General features: G+C 67.4%; 18 protein-coding genes. All 18 read right to left on the bottom strand.

Annotated elements, in window-relative coordinates:
• Positions 1-108: 108 nt before the first annotated feature.
• The 18 genes from lepA to FS885_RS00005 all read right to left on the bottom strand — a co-directional run bounded on the left by lepA (position 109) and on the right by FS885_RS00005 (position 16,663).
• On the bottom strand, positions 109-1,917 hold the full coding sequence (gene lepA / locus FS885_RS00090) for a translation elongation factor 4 (protein ID WP_144742928.1): 1,809 nt from the start codon (positions 1,915-1,917) through the stop codon (positions 109-111).
• Between the two features lie 79 nt (positions 1,918-1,996).
• On the bottom strand, positions 1,997-2,260 hold the full coding sequence (gene rpsT, locus FS885_RS00085; protein WP_102372166.1) for a 30S ribosomal protein S20: 264 nt from the start codon (positions 2,258-2,260) through the stop codon (positions 1,997-1,999).
• A 178-nt stretch (positions 2,261-2,438) separates the two neighbouring features.
• Entirely contained in the window at positions 2,439-3,389 is a 951-nt protein-coding gene (gene holA, locus FS885_RS00080; RefSeq protein ID WP_342777724.1) for a DNA polymerase III subunit delta, read from the bottom strand.
• An 87-nt stretch (positions 3,390-3,476) separates the two neighbouring features.
• The gene (locus tag FS885_RS00075; RefSeq protein WP_144742926.1) at positions 3,477-5,444 is read right to left on the bottom strand and encodes a DNA internalization-related competence protein ComEC/Rec2; all 1,968 of its coding nucleotides are present in this window, start codon (positions 5,442-5,444) and stop codon (positions 3,477-3,479) included.
• 30 nt (positions 5,445-5,474) lie between these two features.
• Complete coding sequence (locus tag FS885_RS00070) at positions 5,475-5,834, bottom strand: hypothetical protein (protein WP_144742925.1); 360 nt, start codon at positions 5,832-5,834, stop codon at positions 5,475-5,477.
• The gene (locus FS885_RS00065; RefSeq protein WP_246060654.1) at positions 5,831-6,562 is read right to left on the bottom strand and encodes a ComEA family DNA-binding protein; all 732 of its coding nucleotides are present in this window, start codon (positions 6,560-6,562) and stop codon (positions 5,831-5,833) included. The genes FS885_RS00070 and FS885_RS00065 overlap by 4 nt, the downstream gene beginning before the upstream one ends.
• A 265-nt stretch (positions 6,563-6,827) precedes the next feature.
• Positions 6,828-8,057, bottom strand: a complete 1,230-nt coding sequence (gene thiI, locus FS885_RS00060; protein WP_144742924.1) for a tRNA uracil 4-sulfurtransferase ThiI — start codon at positions 8,055-8,057, stop codon at positions 6,828-6,830.
• Positions 8,058-8,345, bottom strand: coding sequence for a DNA-directed RNA polymerase subunit omega (locus FS885_RS00055; protein WP_144742923.1), 288 nt, complete (start codon positions 8,343-8,345; stop codon positions 8,058-8,060).
• 5 nt (positions 8,346-8,350) lie between these two features.
• The gene (gene gmk, locus FS885_RS00050; protein ID WP_144742922.1) at positions 8,351-8,920 is read right to left on the bottom strand and encodes a guanylate kinase; all 570 of its coding nucleotides are present in this window, start codon (positions 8,918-8,920) and stop codon (positions 8,351-8,353) included.
• Positions 8,921-9,229: an integration host factor, actinobacterial type gene (gene mihF / locus FS885_RS00045; protein ID WP_019128261.1), complete on the bottom strand. Its 309-nt coding sequence runs from the start codon at positions 9,227-9,229 to the stop codon at positions 8,921-8,923.
• A 210-nt stretch (positions 9,230-9,439) separates the two neighbouring features.
• On the bottom strand, positions 9,440-10,162 hold the full coding sequence (gene pyrF, locus FS885_RS00040; RefSeq protein WP_144742921.1) for an orotidine-5'-phosphate decarboxylase: 723 nt from the start codon (positions 10,160-10,162) through the stop codon (positions 9,440-9,442).
• Entirely contained in the window at positions 10,156-11,079 is a 924-nt protein-coding gene (locus FS885_RS00035; protein WP_144742920.1) for a dihydroorotate dehydrogenase, read from the bottom strand. Before FS885_RS00035 ends, pyrF begins: the two co-directional genes overlap by 7 nt.
• Complete coding sequence (locus tag FS885_RS00030; RefSeq protein ID WP_144742919.1) at positions 11,079-11,870, bottom strand: dihydroorotate dehydrogenase electron transfer subunit; 792 nt, start codon at positions 11,868-11,870, stop codon at positions 11,079-11,081. Before FS885_RS00030 ends, FS885_RS00035 begins: the two co-directional genes overlap by 1 nt.
• Positions 11,871-12,011: 141 nt before the next feature.
• Positions 12,012-13,301 carry a dihydroorotase gene (locus tag FS885_RS00025; RefSeq protein ID WP_144742918.1) on the bottom strand — a complete coding sequence of 430 codons (1,290 nt, stop codon included), beginning with the start codon at positions 13,299-13,301 and terminating at the stop codon, positions 12,012-12,014.
• On the bottom strand, positions 13,285-14,229 hold the full coding sequence (locus FS885_RS00020; RefSeq protein WP_144742917.1) for an aspartate carbamoyltransferase catalytic subunit: 945 nt from the start codon (positions 14,227-14,229) through the stop codon (positions 13,285-13,287). Before FS885_RS00020 ends, FS885_RS00025 begins: the two co-directional genes overlap by 17 nt.
• Positions 14,230-14,232: 3 nt before the next feature.
• Positions 14,233-14,811, bottom strand: a complete 579-nt coding sequence (gene pyrR, locus FS885_RS00015) for a bifunctional pyr operon transcriptional regulator/uracil phosphoribosyltransferase PyrR (RefSeq protein ID WP_144742916.1) — start codon at positions 14,809-14,811, stop codon at positions 14,233-14,235.
• Positions 14,812-15,058: 247 nt separating this feature from the next.
• Positions 15,059-15,817 (bottom strand): ABC transporter ATP-binding protein, encoded by a 759-nt coding sequence (locus tag FS885_RS00010; protein ID WP_144742915.1) that lies wholly within the window; start codon positions 15,815-15,817, stop codon positions 15,059-15,061.
• 63 nt (positions 15,818-15,880) lie between these two features.
• Complete coding sequence (locus tag FS885_RS00005; RefSeq protein WP_144743206.1) at positions 15,881-16,663, bottom strand: ABC transporter permease; 783 nt, start codon at positions 16,661-16,663, stop codon at positions 15,881-15,883.
• Positions 16,664-17,108: the final 445 nt, after the last annotated feature.

Genomic DNA, 17,108 nt, shown 5'->3' with positions numbered 1-17,108 from the left:
GTTCCAGAAAGGCATCGCACGAGCGTCAAACTCTCGCCCAGATCGACGCGTTTTGACGCTCATGCGATGCCGGTGCCTGCAGGTGGCGACCCGGCGGATCGGGCGGCCCTAGTCCTCGACCTTGAGGATGGCGAGGAAGGCCTCCTGCGGCACCTCGACCGAGCCGATGGCCTTCATGCGCTTCTTGCCCTCCTTCTGCTTCTCGAGGAGCTTGCGCTTGCGCGAGATGTCGCCGCCGTAGCACTTCGCGAGCACGTCCTTGCGCCGAGCCTTCACCGTCGAGCGGGCGATGATCTTGTTGCCGATCGCGCCCTGGATGGGCACCTCGAAGAGCTGCCGCGGGATGATCTCCTTGAGCTTGTCGCAAAGGCCGCGCGCGAGCGCATAGGCCTTGTCCTTGTGGACGATGAACGACAGCGCGTCGACCTCGTCGCCGGAAAGCAGGATGTCGAGCTTCACGAGCTCGCTCGTGCGGTAGTCGGCGAAGTCGTAGTCGAGCGAGGCGTAGCCCTTCGTGCGGCTCTTGAGCTGGTCGAAGAAGTCGAGGATGAGCTCCGCGAGCGGGATGTCGAAGCGCATCTCCACGGACTTCTGCGAGAGATGCACCATGTCGGTCATGACGCCGCGGTGCTCGATGGCGAGCTGCATCACCGCGCCGGTGTACTCGGGCGGCACGATGACCTTCGCTCTTAGGAACGGCTCCTCGATGTGGTCGATGCGCGTCACGTCGGGCAGGTCCTGGGGACTGCGCACCTCGAGCATCGTGCCATCGGTCTTGTAGACGTGGTAGTCCACGCTGGGGCTCGTCGCGATGAGGTCGAGGTCGAACTCGCGCTCCAGGCGCTCCTTCACGACCTCCATGTGGAGCAGGCCCAGGAAGCCCACGCGGAAACCGAAGCCGAGGGCAACGGAGGTCTCGGGCGTCCAGGTGAGCGAGGGGTCGTTCACGTGGAGCTTCTCGAGCGCGTCGCGCAAGTTCTCGTAGTCTTTGTTGTCGATCGGGAAGATGCCGGTGTAGACCATCGGCTTCGCCTCGCGGTAGCCCGGCAGAGGCTCGGCGCAGGGGCGGTCGCGGTACGTGAGGGTCTCGCCCACGTGCACGGCCTCGGGGTCCTTGAGGCCCGTCACCACGAAGCCGACCTCGCCGACGGCGATCTCGTCCACGAGGGTCTCGGCCGGGCGCTTCACGCCGACGCCGTCGACCAAAAAGCTGTGGCCAGTCTGCATCATCGTGAGCGTGTCGCCCTTGCGGATGCGGCCGTCGAAGACGCGCACCGTGGCGACCACGCCGCGGTACTCGTCGAAGTACGAGTCGAGGATGAGCGCCTTAAGTGGGGCGTCCGCGTCGCCCGTGGGCGGCGAGATGAGGAACACGATCGCCTCGAGGAGGTCGTGGATGCCCTCGCCGGTCTTGCCCGACACGCACACGGCGTCGTCGGCGGGAATGGCGAGCTCGTCCTCGATCTCGATCTTGACCTCCTCGGGATGGGCCGAGGGCAGGTCGATCTTGTTGATCGCGGGGACGATGTCGAGGTCGGCGTTCATCGCGAGGTTCGCGTTAGAGACCGTCTGCGCCTCGACGCCCTGCGTGGCGTCCACGACGAGCACCGCGCCCTCGCAGGCGGCGAGCGAGCGCGAGACCTCGTAGGTGAAGTCGACATGGCCGGGCGTGTCGATGAGGTTGAACTGGTAGGTCTCGCCGTCGTCGGCGGTGTACATCACCCGCACGGCGTTCGACTTGATGGTGATGCCGCGCTCGCGCTCGATGTCCATGGTGTCGAGCAGCTGGGACTCCATATCGCGCTCCTCGACCGTGTTGGTCAGCTCGAGGATGCGGTCCGATATGGTCGACTTCCCATGGTCGATATGGGCGACGATCGAGAAGTTGCGGATATGTGAGGTATCGATAGTGTTCATGAGGCGTATTGTATCCAATCCGCAGCCGTAAAGAAAAGGGCCCCGGATGGAGCCCCGATGAATCGATGTCCCCGATGGGTTAGTTCAGGGTGTTCACGAGCTTCTGGACGCCGGACTTGCGGTTGGAAGCCTGGTTCTTGTGGATGATGCCCTTGGCGGCAGCCTGGTCAAGGCGCTTGTAGGCGCGGCTCGCGGCGGTCTTGGCGGCCTCGGCGTTGCCCTCCTCGACGGCCTCGTGGACATGCTTGATGAGCGTCTTGAGCTCAGAGCGCACGGCGCGGTTGCGGATGCGCGCCTTCTCGTTGGTGCGGATGCGCTTCTTCTGCGACTTGATGTTTGCCACTGGTGCAGTTCCTTTCAATAGATAGCTATCAACTATCCGGCCTCTGAGACACGGTGAGGTCACACAAAAAGGTAGTCTAGCACGATGTTTCCGGTAGGTGAAGTGGTGACCTTGTGAAATCGCGAAGCAGGGTCCCCGCCACGCGACGCGCGGCGGCCCCGAACGCCGCACGGGAGGGTCAGCCGGCGATATGCGCGATCCAGCGGGTCATCGCCACCCCGGCGTCGCGCGACCCCTTGAGCGCCTGCTCGACCTCGACCGCCTCGCGGAGCGCCCCTACGAGCCGCTCCATCTTGAAGCGCCGTGCCCAGCGGATGTGGTTCTTGACCTGCCAGTCCTTGACGCCGAGCGCACTGGCGAGCTCGCGGCCCTGGCCGCGGCCGTCGAGCGCCTTGGCGACGATGAGCTCGCGGATGCGCGTGACCATGAGCGAGTAGATGCGCACCTCGCTGTGAGCGGGCAGGCACCCGTAGAGCTCGAGGGCCCGCGGGAGGTCGCGGGCGGAGAGCGCGTCGAGGAAGTCCCACGGCTGCACCTCGGCCGTGCGCACGACATGGCGCTCGACGTCCTCGACATCGATATGGGTGCTGGGCACCATGGCCGCGAGCTTCTTGAGCTCGTTGTCGAGCATGCGGGTCGAGGTACCGGCGCGCGCGACGAGCGCCTCGGCGGCGGAAAGCGAGAGCTCGCGCCCGTGGCGGCGCGCCATGCCCTGCACCTGCTTGGGCAGCTCCCAGCGCTTCTTGGGCGCGCAGTCGATGACCGCCTTGGCCCCGAGCTTCGCGAGCGCCTTGTACAGGCGGGTGTTCTTGGCGAGGGAGTCGGCGACGACGAGGGCGACCGTGGTGGGAGCAGGGTCCTCGAGATAGGAGACGAGCGGCTCCGAGAGGTGCTTGGGCAACCGATCGCAGCCCCTCAAGATGACGAGGCGGAAGTCGGAACCCATGGGGAACGTGTTGAGCGAGGAGAGCACCTCGTCGGGCTCCTGGTCCTTGCGCATGTCGCGCTCGTCGAAGTTGAAGTCGAGCATCCCGCTCGCGGCGAGCCTGCCCTTGAGGCGCTCGATCGCGGCATCGCGCTTGACCTCGTCCGTTCCGACGATCAGATATGCCGGCAGCAGGGGCGCCATCGCCACGGGCACAGCCTCCTTCAGACTAGCTCGGGTCCCTTCATGCCGCCGGGCGGCGACGGGACGGACCCTCGGTTCTGGCATATTCTACCCGCCCGCGCGCGAGGTCGCCACCGTGAAGCCGTCGCATCCGGGCGCGACCGACACGTCGCCCGCCTCGATCGTGCACAGAAACGGGACGCCCGCCTCATGAAGCTGGTCGATGCACTCCTCGGAAGGGTGCCCGTAGCGGTTTCCCTCCCCCGCGCTCGCGATAGCGAGCTCGGGGTCGAGGATGGCGAGCGACTCCCTGTCGACGGAGGCGGCGGACCCATGGTGCCCGACCTTCAGCACGTCGATGTCGCCGACCGCATCACGGTACCGCTCGAGCTCGCTTACCTCGGTGTCGCCCGTGAGCAGCGCCGTGAGGGACCGCTCCCCGACCCTGTAATCGACCGCGAGCGAAAGCGAGGCGGCGTTGCCCTCGCCGGTCACGGGAACCTGCGGCCATACGACGCGGCAGGCAAAGCCGGCGACCTCGATGATGTCTCCCGGACCGAGCTCGACGGTCTCGGGCAGCGCGAGTCGTCGCACCTCGTCGGGCATGCCGGCGAGCGCTCCCTCGGCCACGAGTAGCCGGTCGACCGCGAAGGTGGTGAGCACGTCCTCAAGGCCCCCATAGTGGTCCGCGTCCCAGTGCGTGATCGCGACCGCATCCAGATGCGTGACGCCCTGCCGCAGAAGCGCCCGGACCACCTCGTCATCCACACCCGCGTCGACGAGCAGAGTGCTTCCGCCCTCGCGGATGAGGATCGCATCCGCTTGCCCGACGTCGAGCACCACCACCTCTGCGGGAGCGAACCACCGTGCGCAGACCAGCGGGATGGCGACCGCGGCGAGCGCGACCGCGAGAGCCGCCCCCAGATGCGCGACACGTGGCCGTGCCCAGAGGAGGTAGACGGCAACCGCAAGGCCATAGGACACCGGGCAGAGCCATTCCGGCGAGGTGAGCGGCAGCGACGCCCAGGGCAGATCTGCCATGAGCTCGGCGGAGAACAGCGACACCTGCGCCAGGGCCTCGGGCAAGGCGACCGCCCACGCAAGCGCAGGGATGGCGACCGCCAGGCCGACCGCGATGATCCCGACCACCAGAAGCGCGCTCATGAGCGGCCCGAGCACCAGGTTGGCGAGCGGTGCCGCCACCGAGAGCTCGCCGAAGACGGGCAGCGTCACCGGGAGGGTAGCCCATTGCGCACACAGCGTGAGCGACAGGGCCTCCGCAAGCGGACGCGGTGCGCCGGCACCTGCGATGACGCTCGTTCCGTACGAGCCGAAGACCTGGATGAAGAGCACGCTCAGGGCCGAGAGCTCAAACCCGAGGTCGAAGACGACCCCCGCGTCGAGGACCACGAGCGCCACGGCGGCGAGCGAGAGGGCGGAGATGCCGTGGCCGCGACGGCCCGCGAGCGTCGACGCCAGCGCCATACCGACCATGCAGAAGGAGCGCGCCGCCGAGGGAGCGGACCCCGTGAAGACGACGTAGGCCGCCATGAGCATGAGCAGCACCGCGCAGCGTGCGCCGGGGCCGGCACCCAGCTGCCGGAGAAGCACGAGGGCGATCGAGGAGATGAGGGCGAGATGGCTGCCCGAGACCGCGATGAGGTGCGTCGTGCCCGTCGCCGAGAACCATTCGGCCTCTTCCGCGCCGTTGAGCTCGGTGGTGCGCCCGCACACGATGCCGGCGATGAGGGCCCGAGCCGCGCTCCGTTCAGGCGCGATGACCTCGAGCGCACGGCTGCGCAGACCGGCGATGACGCCACCACCCGTTTCTGCCTCAGCGGTCACCTTGACCACCTGAACGCGCGCGACCCGGCCGGCCAGGTAAGCCCTCCGGTCCCAGGGGTCGTTCTCAAGCGCCCCCACCCTGCCCACGAGCTCGAGGGAGGTCCCATCCGCATACGAGGCAGGCGCGGCAAGGGAGACCCGCGCGATGGCGGTCCCAGTGGCGTCGTGCGCGACGGCATCCATCGTGGCCCCGTACGCCGAGACGCTCGCATCGCCCTCGATGGCGAACACGAGCGAGCTCGCTGGCCTACCGGCAAGGACCTACGCGGCGCCCGCGCGCCCCACCACCCCCATGCACCCTGCAAGGGCCCCGATGGCGAGCCCACCGGCGGCGAACGCGAGCCACCTGCACAGGACGCGGGCCCGGGCCCCGCGTGACTTCCGCGCGATGAACGTGGACGCCGCCGCGATCCCCGCTATGCACGCGAGGGTCGCGGCGGTGCAGGGTGCGAGGGCAGCGAGGGTCGTGCGCACGACGTCTTCGCCCTGCCCGGAGACGAGATACGCACTCCAGCCAGCCTCCATGAAGGCCGCGGCGGCTGCGCAGCAGGCGAGCGCGGCGGCTGCCGTGGGAGGCACATACGGCCGCGCGGGCAGCTCGGGCGCCTCACGCGCGCTCATACGCAGATGCGGTCGGCGAGCTTCTCGAACTTCTTCTCGCCGATGCCGCTGACGCGCATGATGTCCTCGATGGACGTGAAGGGTCCGTTCGCCTCGCGCTCGTCGATGATGGCCTGCGCCGTGGCGGGCCCGATCCCGGGGAGCTCGTCGAGCTCCGAGAGGTCCGCCGTGTTGATGTTCACGAGCGCTGCCTCCTCACCCGGCGGGGATCCGGCAGCAGCAGGTGCCTGCGAGGCCTCCCCCGCACGGGGGATGTAGACCTTCTCGCCGTCGGCGAGCGGCGCCGCACGGTTGACACCGGAGACGTCCGCGTCCTCGGCGAGCCCGCCCGCGGCGTCGATGGCGTCCGCCACGCGCGATCCCGCGGGTACCTCGACCACGCCCGGCGATGCCACCGCACCATCGACGTCCACGACGAGTGGACCGTCATCGGCGGGTTCACGCTCGCCTCCGGACGGCCCCTCCCCACCGTCGGCGTCCGGTGCCGGCGCCGCCCCTTCGTCTGCGGACTCCGCGCCGCCAGCCACGGATGACCCATCCGCGCCCGCCTGCGCCCGCTCGATGGCGAAGGTCTCCCCTTGCGCCGTGCCGGACCCGAGCACGAACGCCCCGATCGCCATCCCCAACAAGAGCACCGAGACGAGCGCGAGTATGGGGCGCTGCCTCAATACGAGCCCGAGCCGCCTGAATCCCGAAATTCCCCGTGAACCCTGAGCCATCTGCGCCATAGGCCCCTCCTCCCTACCCCTATCGTGGGGCAGGATGGGCCCGTCGCTCCCGGCGTTCTCGATTTCCCGCGCGCCATCCAACAGAATGCTTCCCCGAATCTTCCCGGACCGCGCCGCGCCTATGCATCCATGCGAACCATAGAGGACGAGCCGCGGTGTCCCCGCGGCTCGCAGCGAATTCGCTATGCAGTTCTTACGTCAGAGTATGCAACGCGCATAGCGGCCTCCGAAGCGACCGGAGACGCGTCGCGGGCGTGCACGCGAGCTAGGACCGCGGCGAGAGCGCCTCGTGGCGCTCCTTGAGGGCGCGCGGCGGACGGTACGACGAGCTCTCGAAATCGATGTACTCGACGTTGCGCACGAGCTCCTCGATCATGGCGTCATGGTCGAACGCGTCCCATGCCTCGTGGACGACGTCGAGCTTCGCATGCGTCTCGGGCGCGCGCGGCATGAAGAGCGTGCAGCAGTCGGGCGCGGTCTCGCAGGAGATGTCGTAGGTGCCGATCTCCTGCGCCCGGGCGATGATCTCCTGCTTGTCTGAGCCGATGAGCGGGCGGAGGACCGGCATCGAGACCATCTCGTTTACTGCGGAGATGTTCTCGAGGGTCTGCGAGGCGACCTGCCCGAGCGACTCGCCCGTGACGAGCGCCTTGGCCCCCTCGAGGCGCCCGATGCGCTCGGCGACGGCGTACATGACGCGCCGGTACATGATGACGCGCAGGCTGCTCGGGCACGCAAGCGAGATCTCGCGCTGCGCGTCGCCGAAGGGCACCACATACAGGCGGCCGATCTGGACCGCCGGTGCGAGCGCGCCGACGATATCCTGGCAGAGGTACTCGCTCGTGTCGGCGGTCTGCGGGCGGCCGGAGAAGTGCACCGGCACGCAGACGGCGCCGCGGCGGGCGATCATCCAGGTCGCGACCGGCGAGTCGATGCCCGACGAGAGCAGGGTCACGACCTTGCCGGCGCTACCCACGGGAAGCCCGCCCACGCCGCGCTCGGAGCGCGCGTAGACGTAGACGCTGCCCTGGGCGACGAGCACGTGCACCACGGCGTCGGGATGGTGCATGCGCACCTTCTTGTCGGGATACGCCTCGCAGAGCGCCTCGCCCACCTGGGCGTTGAGCTCCATCGAGCCGATGGGGTAATCGGTGTTGGAGCGCTTCGCGGCAACCTTGAAGGACTCGAACGGGCCGAACTCCGCCAGCGCGGCGATGGCGGCGCGATGGTACTCGGCGGGTTCACGGTTGGTGTGGAACGCGAGCGACACGCGCGCGACGCCGGGCACGCGGCGGATGACGTCGAACGCCCGCTCCGCCTCGCCCGGGCGCGAGAAGGTGACGAGGATATGGCCCGAGATCCTCACGCAGCTCGCAACGGAAAAGGCGGCACAGGCCGCCTTGATCGTCTCCATGAGGATGCGCTCGAAATGGGCGCGGTTCTTTCCCTTGAGGCCCACCTCGTGATAGTGGACCAGGCAGACGCGACTGCCCATCTACTCGGTACCGGCGGCCTTGGTGTGGCCGAGGGCCGCCTCGTAGCGGTCGTGGTCGTAGGAGATGTCGCCGTCGACGATCTCCTCCATGGCCATGGAGATGGTGTCCTTGCCGGAGAGCGCGATGGTGATGTCGTCGACCTCCTGGACCTGCAGGACGCGCGAGTGCTGACCGCGCAGCATGTTGTTGATGTCGCACGCGCGCTTTGAGGCGAGCGCGGCGAGAAGGAACCGGTTGTTATCGGTCTTCTCGAGCAGTGAGTCGATCTGAGGCTTAATGACAGACACTGAACTCAGTTCCTTTCATGGTTCTCGATGATGGTGAGAAGCTCTTCGCAGGCGCGGTCGAGGTCATCGTTCACCACGACCTCGTCGTAGCGGTCCGCGAGCGCGATCTCGCACTCGGCGTTGGCGAGACGCAGCTCGAGCGACTCGGCGCTCTCGGTACCGCGCTTGGCGAGCCGGTCGCGCAGCGCCTCCATCGAGGGCGGCTTGATGAACACGAGGACCGCCTCGGGCACCCGCTCGCGCACCTGGAGGGCGCCTTGCACGTCGATCTCCAGGATGAGCGAGGACCCGGCCGCGAGGTTGCGGTCGACCTCGCTGCGGAGCGTCCCGTAGCAGTTCCCGTGCACATGGGCCCACTCGACGAACTCGCCCGCCTCGACGCGCCGCATGAACTCATCATGCGACATGAAGTGGTAGCTGACGCCGTCGACCTCGCCCTCGCGCGGCGGGCGCGTGGTAGCCGAAACCGTCAGGCCCAGGCCAGGGAGGGCGGCGCGCACGCGCGCCACCATGGTCCCCTTGCCCACACCTGACGGTCCGGAAATTACGAAGAGCTTTGGTTCGAGGCAGGCCACTTACTTGGTGAGGGCCTCGAGGAGCTGCTCGCGCTGACGGACGCCGAGGCCCTGAACGCGACGGGTGGCGGAGATGCCCAGCTCATCCATGATCTTGGCGGCCTTGGCCTTGCCGTAGCCGGGGAGCGACTCGATGAGGGTGGAGACCTTCATGCGGGAAGCGATGGGATCATCGGAGTTGAGAACGGACTCGAGGGAAACCTCGCCCTTCTTGATCTTCTCGCGAAGCTCGGCACGGGCATGGCGGGCGGCAGCGGCCTTCTCGAGAGCGGCCTTGCGCTGCTCATCGGTGAGCTGGGGAAGCGCCATTAGAACCTCCAAATACATAAGGTGATTACTACCGAAAACAAGCAGTCTAGCTTAGGAAACACAGTTCCCGCGCCTGACCGCCGTACTAGGTTAGTCGATACGGTTTCAAAGTTCAAGCACGTTCATCCCAAGAATGCAGGGTATGACGGGTAATTCACATAACGACCTCGAAGTTTCCGCACGTGAGGGGCCCATCGGGCGCGAGGGCTCCTATGCCCCCGTCAATTCGCGGACGATGTCCTCGTAGGCGGCGACGGGATCGGAAGCGCTGGTAATCGGCCGTCCGATGACGAGGTGGCTCGCGCCCGCCGCGATGGCCGAGGCAGGCGTGGCGACCCTGCTCTGGTCCCCGATCTCGGCGCCCGCGGGGCGCACACCGGGCGTGACGATGAGCGCATCCTCACCCAAAAGTTCACGCATGGCCGCGGCCTCCTGCGGGGAGCAGACGATGCCGTCGATGCCGTTGCCGCGTGCGAGCGTCGCGAGGCGCGCCGCCTGCTCGGCGACCGGCGCGTCGACGCCGACCTGCTCGAGCGCTGCCTGGTCCATGCTCGTGAGCACGGTGATGGCGACGAGGCGCGCACGCGAGGCGCCGGTGGCCTCGGCGGCAAGCTCCGCGCCCTCGCGGGCGGCGGCGAGCATGGCCGCGCCGCCGCTCCCATGGACCGACAGCAGGTCGGCCCCGGCGAGCGCCGCCGAGCGGGCGGCTCCGCGCACCTGGTGCGGGATGTCGTGGAACTTGAGGTCGAGGAAGACCTTGAACCCGCGCTCCTTGAACTCGCGCACGATGGCGGGGCCCTCTGCGTAGTAGAGGGTCATGCCGACCTTGAGCCAGCCGGCGTGGCCGGAAAGGGCACCGGCGAGCTCCAGGGCTTCCTCGCGGCCGCAGTCGATCGCGACGATGATGCGGTCGCGCGCTTCATTCTCTAGCATTCGAACGCTCCGATCAGCTCGGTGATGCTCTTCACGCCCTGCGACTCCGCCCACGCCTCGAGCTCCTCGAGGATGCGGACGGTCGCGGTTGGGTCGACGAAGTTGGCCATGCCGACAGCGACCGAGGTCGCGCCGGCAAGGATGAACTCAGCCGCGTCCTCGCCCGTCATGACGCCGCCCACGCCGCAGACCGGGATGTCGACGGCCTGGCAGACCTCCCAGACCATGCGCACGGCAATGGGGTGCAGAAGCGGGCCTGAGAGGCCGCCCGTGGGGCGCGAGATCTTGGAGCGGCGCGTATGGACGTCGATCGCCATGCCCGGGATCGAGTTGATGACGGTGAGGCCGTCGGCGCCCTCCGCCGCGAGCGCGCGGGCGATCTCGGGCAGGCGCACCGGGGCCATCTTGACGAGAAGCGGCTTCTCCGTGACCGGACGGCAGGCGCGCATGACCTCGGCGGCGCCCTCAGGCGTGGAGCCCATGGCGGCGCCACCGCACGCGATGTTGGGGCAGCTCACGTTGATCTCGAAGGCCGCGGCCCACGGGCAGAGCTCGTCGAAGAGCTCGAGCGCGGCGACGTACTCCTCGATGGAGTGCCCGGCGACCTGGCAGATGACCGCGGTACCCTTGTCGGTGAGGTCGGCGAGATAGGGGCCGGACTCCTCGGCGAACGCGCGCACGCCGGGGTTCTGCAGGCCCACGGAGTTCATCATGCCGCCGGGGACCTCAGCCATGCGGGGCTTGGGGTTGCCGGGCCACGGCTCGGCGGCGCAGCCCTTCGTCGTGATGGCGCCCAGGCGCGACACGTCGATGAAGTTCTGGAACTGCCAGCCCTGGCCGAACGTGCCGGCTGCGGTGTTGATGGGGTTCTTCAGGTGGATGCCGCAGAAATCCACGGCCATGGATACCTTGCCCATTACCACACGACCTCCTTCGCATCGAAGACGGGGCCGCACATGCAGGCGCCCTTCATGCCGTTCACGGTCTCGACGGCGCAGGTGGAGCACGCACCGAAGCCGCAGCTCATCATGCGCTCGACGGAGGCCTCGCAGAAGACGCCCGCGTCGGCGGCGGCAGCCGCGACCTTGGCCATCATGGGCTCGGGGCCGCAGGTCGCGATGTAGTCGTAGGCGCCTGCGGCGATGAGCTCGGAGGCGGGTTCGGTGCAGAAGCCGCAGTGCCCCCGGCTGCCGTCGTCGGTCGCGATGCGCACGGCATCCGCACCGAGCGCCTCGAGGTCCTCGGGCCCGACCAGGCTCGCCGAGGTCGCGGCGCCCACGCACGCGTCGAACGCGATGCCGCGCGCGGCGAGCTCGCGGGCGAGGCAGAGCACGGGCGGCACGCCGATGCCGCCTCCGACGACGAGCGCACGGGAGCATCCCTCGGGGATGTGCCAGCCGTTGCCGCCGGGGCCCAGAAGATCGGAGGTGTCGCCGGGGGCCATGCGGGAAAGCCGCTCGGTCCCCTCCCCCACGACCGCGTACCAGATCTCGACGGTACCGGCCTCAGGGTCCGCCGCGGCGTAGCTCAGCGGGATGCGCAGCAGCGACATGGCGTTGCCGGGGACGGCGATGTTGACGAACTGGCCGGGCTTGAGCTCGGCGGCGAGCGCGGGCGCATGGATCACGAGCGAGAAGACGCCCTCGGCGATGCGGTCGTTGCGCACCACCTCGAACCCATGGAGCCTGGCCGGTGAAGGAGTTGGCATAGTCCCTCCGATCGTGCTGACGTTCGATTGTGCCCCCATTGTCTCACAGCCGGGGGCGCTGCACATGCTATACAAAGCGGGGACGGGACGCCCGCCCAAGCGGCGAGCGCGCCCGTCCCCGCAGATCGGGTGAGCCCGAGGCTAGCAGACGACGCCGTCCGCGAGCACGCGCTCGCCGCCCACGAAGACGTCCGTGGCGCGGCCGGTGAGCTCGCGGCCCTCGAACGCGCAGTTGGCGGCCTGCGACTCGTAGCCCTCTTCGCCCACGGTCCAGGTGGCCTCGGGGTCGAAGACCGTGAGGTCGGCGGTGGAGCCGGCGGCGATGCGCACCTGCTCGACGCCGAGGATCTCGCGCGGCTTGAGCGACATGAGCTCGACCATGCGGCCGTAGCCGATCATGCCGGTCTTCACGAGCTCGGTGAGGACGAGCGCGAGCGAGCACTCGATGCCCGTCGTGCCGAACGGGGCGAGCTCGAACTCGCGGGCCTTCTCCCACGCGGCATGAGGCGCGTGGTCGGTGACGATGGCGTCAACCGTGCCGTCGATGACGCCGGCGATGAGCGCCTCGGCGTCGGCGGCCGTGCGCAGCGGCGGGTTCATCTTGAGGCGCGTGTCATAGGTGCCGTCGAGCGCGTCCTCGGTGAGGAAGAGGTGATGCGGCGTGGCCTCGCAGGTCACGGGCAGCCCCTCGGCCTTGGCGGCGCGGACCATCTCGAGACCGCGGGCGGTCGAGATGTGCTGGATGTGGAGCTTGGCCCCGGTCAGGCGCGCGAGCGCGATGTCGCGGGCGATCTGGAGCTCCTCGCCCTCAGCCGGCCAGCCGAGCAGGCCGAGGCGCGTGGAGACGACGCCCTCGTTGACCATGCCCTCGCCGACGAGGTCCTCGTCCTGGCAGTGCGACAGGAACGTCTTGCCGAACATCTTGCCGTAGTCCATGCAGCGGCGCATCATGCCCGCGCCCTGCACGCCGCGGCCGTCATCGGTGAAGGCGACGGCGCCGTGGGCGACCATATCGCCCATCTCGGAGATGATCTCGCCCTTGAGGCCCTTCGAGCAGGCGCCGGCGGGGTACACGCGGCAGTGGCCGTCGCGCGCGGCGACGGACTTCACGTACTCGATGACCGTGCCGTTGTCGGCGACGGGGTCGGTGTTGGGCATGGAGCAGACGCCGGTGAAGCCGCCCTTCGCGGCGGCACGGGTCTCGCTCTCGATGGTCCCCTTGTGCTCGTAGCCGGGCTCGCGCAGGTGGACGTGCATGTCCACGAGGCCGGGGACGAGGTACTTACCGGAGAGGTCGATGACCTCGCATCCGTCGGCGGCGAGGTTCTCGCCCACCTCGGCGATGAGCTCGCCGTCGATCTTCACGTCCATGCAGCCGTCGAGGGCGCCCTCAGGGTCGACGACGTGTGCGTTCTTAAGCAGAAAGGCCATTGTCGGCACCTCCAAGCAGCAGGTACAGGGCAGCCATGCGCACGCAGATGCCTGCGTACACCTGGTCGAGGATCACGGAGCGCTCCGGGTGGTCGGCCATGTAGGAGTCGAACTCCACGCCGCGGTTGATCGGGCCCGGGTGGCAGATGATCGCGTCGGGCTTCATGAGCTTCTCGCGCTTCTTGGTGAGGCCGAAGAGCTGATGGTACTCGCGCAGGCTCGGGAACGGCGCTCCCTCGAGGCGCTCGCGCTGGATGCGGAGCATGTAGACGACATCGAGCTCGGGCAAGACGTCGTCGAGACTGTAGCTCACGTGGTCGGCGCCGAGGACCTCGGGCGCCGCGGGGATGAGCGTGCCGGGAGCCACGACCGTGACCTCGGCGCCCATGATCTTGAGCGCGGGGATGAGCGAGCCGCAGACGCGCGAGTGCGCGATGTCGCCCACGATGCCCACCTTGAGGCCGTTGAAGTCGTGCTTGCGCTCCCAGATGGAGTACAGGTCGAGCAGGGCCTGGGTGGGATGGCCGTGCTTGCCGTCGCCGGCGTCGATGACGACCGCGGGACTCGACTGGCTCACGATGTACGGCGCGCCGGCGTGCTTGTCGCGCACGACGATGCAGTCGATCTTGTAGGCGTCGAGCGTCATGACGGTGTCGATGAGGCTCTCGCCCTTCACCGTGGAGGTGGAGGAGCCGCCGAAGTTGAGCGTGTCCGCGGAGAGGCGCTTCTCGGCGAGCTCGAAGGAGCTGCGGGTGCGCGTGGACGGCTCGTTGAACATGTTGACGATCGTCTTGCCCTTGAGCGTGGGGACCTTCTTGATCGCGCGCTCGTTGACCTGCGAGAAGGCCTTGGCGGTGGTGAGGATCGTCATGAGCTCGGAATCGGAGTACTCCGAGATGTCGATCAGGTGCTTATGGTTGTTGAACATGGGCTACTCGCCTCCCAGCGGCGCGGAGCCCACGCGGGCGCCCGGCTCGACGTCGAAGATCTCGACGGTGCTGCGACCGTCGACTTCCTGCAGATACAGGCGGACGTTCTCCTCGTGCGACGAGGGAACGTTCTTGCCCACGAAATCGGGGCAGATAGGGAGCTCGCGATGGCCGCGGTCGACGAGCACGGCCAGCTCGACGCGGCTCGGACGGCCCAGGTCCATGATGGCGTCGAGCGCGGCGCGGATGGTGCGGCCCGTATAGAGGATGTCGTCCACGAGCACGATGCGCTTGCCGTCGACGTCGAAGTCGATCCTGCTGGCATGGACCTCCGGCGCGAACGTGGCGAAGTCGTCGCGGTAGAAGCTGATGTCGAGGCTGCCCAGCGGGACCCGGACGCCCTCGATCTCCTCGATCTTCTCGACAAGCTGCTTTGCGAGCAGGTCGCCGCGCGTCACGATGCCCACGAGCGCGAGGTTCTCACAGCCCTCGTTGCGCTCGAGGATCTCGTGCGCGATGCGCGTGATCGCACGGTTGATGGCGACCTCATCCATGATGATCGCCTTAGGCGTAGTGCCCATCGCACTCCTTCCTCGCTCCCGGTGCGCCACCGGCGCACCGTCGCCGCCCGGAAGCGGCACAAAAAAGATGCCCGACCGCTGCGCGGAGAGACATCGCAAGAAAGGCACGCTGGGTGCTATGTGGGTCCTTGCGGGTATCTCGTACGCGCTTAAAGGTCGGGCCTAGTGTAGCACGACCGCCCGGCCCATGGGGACGAGCGGTCGCGAAGTTCCCTTAAGCGGCGGATATCCGCGAAGCCTGCATAACTCAGTTGAACTGGTTGCGGTACGCCTCGCACACCTCGCCGACCGGGCCGTCCATGCGCAGGTCGCCCTTCTCGATCCAGATGGCGCGGTCGCAGATGCGCTCGACCTGCTCGATATCGTGGCTCACGAAGAGCACGGTCACCGACCCGCTCTCGATGAAGTGGCGGATGCGCTCCTCGCACTTGTGCTGGAAGAACACGTCGCCAACCGAAAGCGTCTCGTCGACGATCAGCACGTCGGGCTCGGTGATGGTCGCGATGGCGAAGGCGATGCGTGCGACCATGCCGCTCGAGTAGTTCTTGAGGGGCATGTCCAGGAAGTCGCGAAGCTCGGCGAACTCGACGATCTCGTCGAAGTGGTCCTTGATGAACTCCTTCGTGTAGCCCAGAAGCGAGCCGTTGAGGTAGATGTTCTCGCGTGCCGTGAGCTCCATGTCGAAGCCGGCGCCGAGCTCGATGAGCGGGGCGATGTTGCCGTGCACGGTGCAGGAGCCCTCGCTCGGCTCGAGCACGCCCGCGATGATCTTGAGCATGGTCGACTTGCCCGAGCCGTTGGTGCCCACCAGACCCACGGTCTCGCCGGGGTCCACCGTGAACGAGATGTGCTTGAGCGCGCGGAACTCCGTGAAGAAGAGCTCGTGCTTGGCGAGCTTGATGAAGTACTCCTTCAGGTTGTTCAGCTGCTCGGAAGCCATGTTGAAGATCATGGTGACGTCATCGACCTCGATGGCGTGCTTCTGCGCGGTTGCGGTATCGGCCATTGAACGTCCTCGTCCCTCAAAGCTCGTCTCCCCTGCCTGCCGGGTGCCGCCCGGCGCGGGGCACTAGATGTACAGGATGAACTTGTGCTCGGTCTTGTGGAAGACCACGTAGCCCAAGACCAGGGCGACGACCGCCCAGCCGGCGCACATGATGAGCGTGTAGGCGGACGGGTTGACCTGGAACAGGAAGATGTCGCGCATGAACTGCAGGTAGTTGTACATGGGGTTGGCGTAGATGAACAGCTGCAGCGCGCGCGGCATCATGGCGATGAAGTCGGTGGTCCAGAAGATGGGCGTGAAGTACATCCACGCGGTGATGACCACGCTCCAGAGATGGCGGATGTCGCGGAAGAAGACCGTGAGCGCGCTCAGCAGAAGGCCGAGCCCCGTGCAGAACCCCATGAGCAGCAGCAGGCAGACCGGCAACCAGATGAGGTGCCAAGTGGGCACGACGCGGAACCACAGCATGACGATCGCGACCGCGATGAGCGAGAAGGCGAAGTTCACGAGGGCGAAGAGCGCCTTCTGCACCGGGAACACGAAGCGGTGAACCTTCACCTTCTTGAGCAGCGATGCCGCGTCGATGATCGAACTCAGGGCCGTGGAGGTCGACTCGGACATGAGGCTGAACGTGATGTTGCCGACGATCAGGTAGAGCGGGTACATCTCGGGCGTGATGGAGCCGTTGCGCCCCTGCGCGAAGATGGTGCTGAACACGACCGCCATGACCACCATCATGAGCAGCGGGTTAAGGACGCTCCACGCGACACCGAGGACCGAGCGGCGGTACTTGATCTTGAAATCCTTGGAAACGAGCTGCTGGAGGATGAAGAGGTCCTTCTCCATCTTCGACCGTGCATGCGTCACGGCGTTGCTCTTGAGTGCTTCGGACACAGGTTGATCCAAACGACAGCGGTTGACCATACGCAGGACATTCTATCAGAGCGAACCTATCGGGTTGATTTCCGATCCCAACCGAACACATTGAGCTGACGGCACGCTCCCGCAGTTAACCGAACGCCCCCGAGGTCCTATCCGGGCCCCGGGGGCGGCATTTTCCCAGTTGAAGGAATGGTGGAGATGTGTTTCGATGGGTCCGGTGGCCATGCTCCGCCCGCCGCCCGGCACCTCTTCCCAGACTCAGCCGGACGGTCGGTCCGTCTATTCCGTTTTTCTCCTAGGCTAGGCCAGCGGGGCATCGCCCCTCTCTGCGCGCGCCCTCTCGATGAGCCCCGGCGTCAGGTCGAGATCGCCGAGCGGCACGTCCTCCACGCCGTAGGCGTCCAGCAGC

The sequence above is a fragment of the Enorma burkinafasonensis genome, assembly GCF_902150035.1.
Taxonomy (GTDB): domain Bacteria; phylum Actinomycetota; class Coriobacteriia; order Coriobacteriales; family Coriobacteriaceae; genus Enorma; species Enorma burkinafasonensis.
Note: the sequence above shows the minus strand (reverse complement) of the source record. Positions and strands in the feature narration are given on the sequence as shown.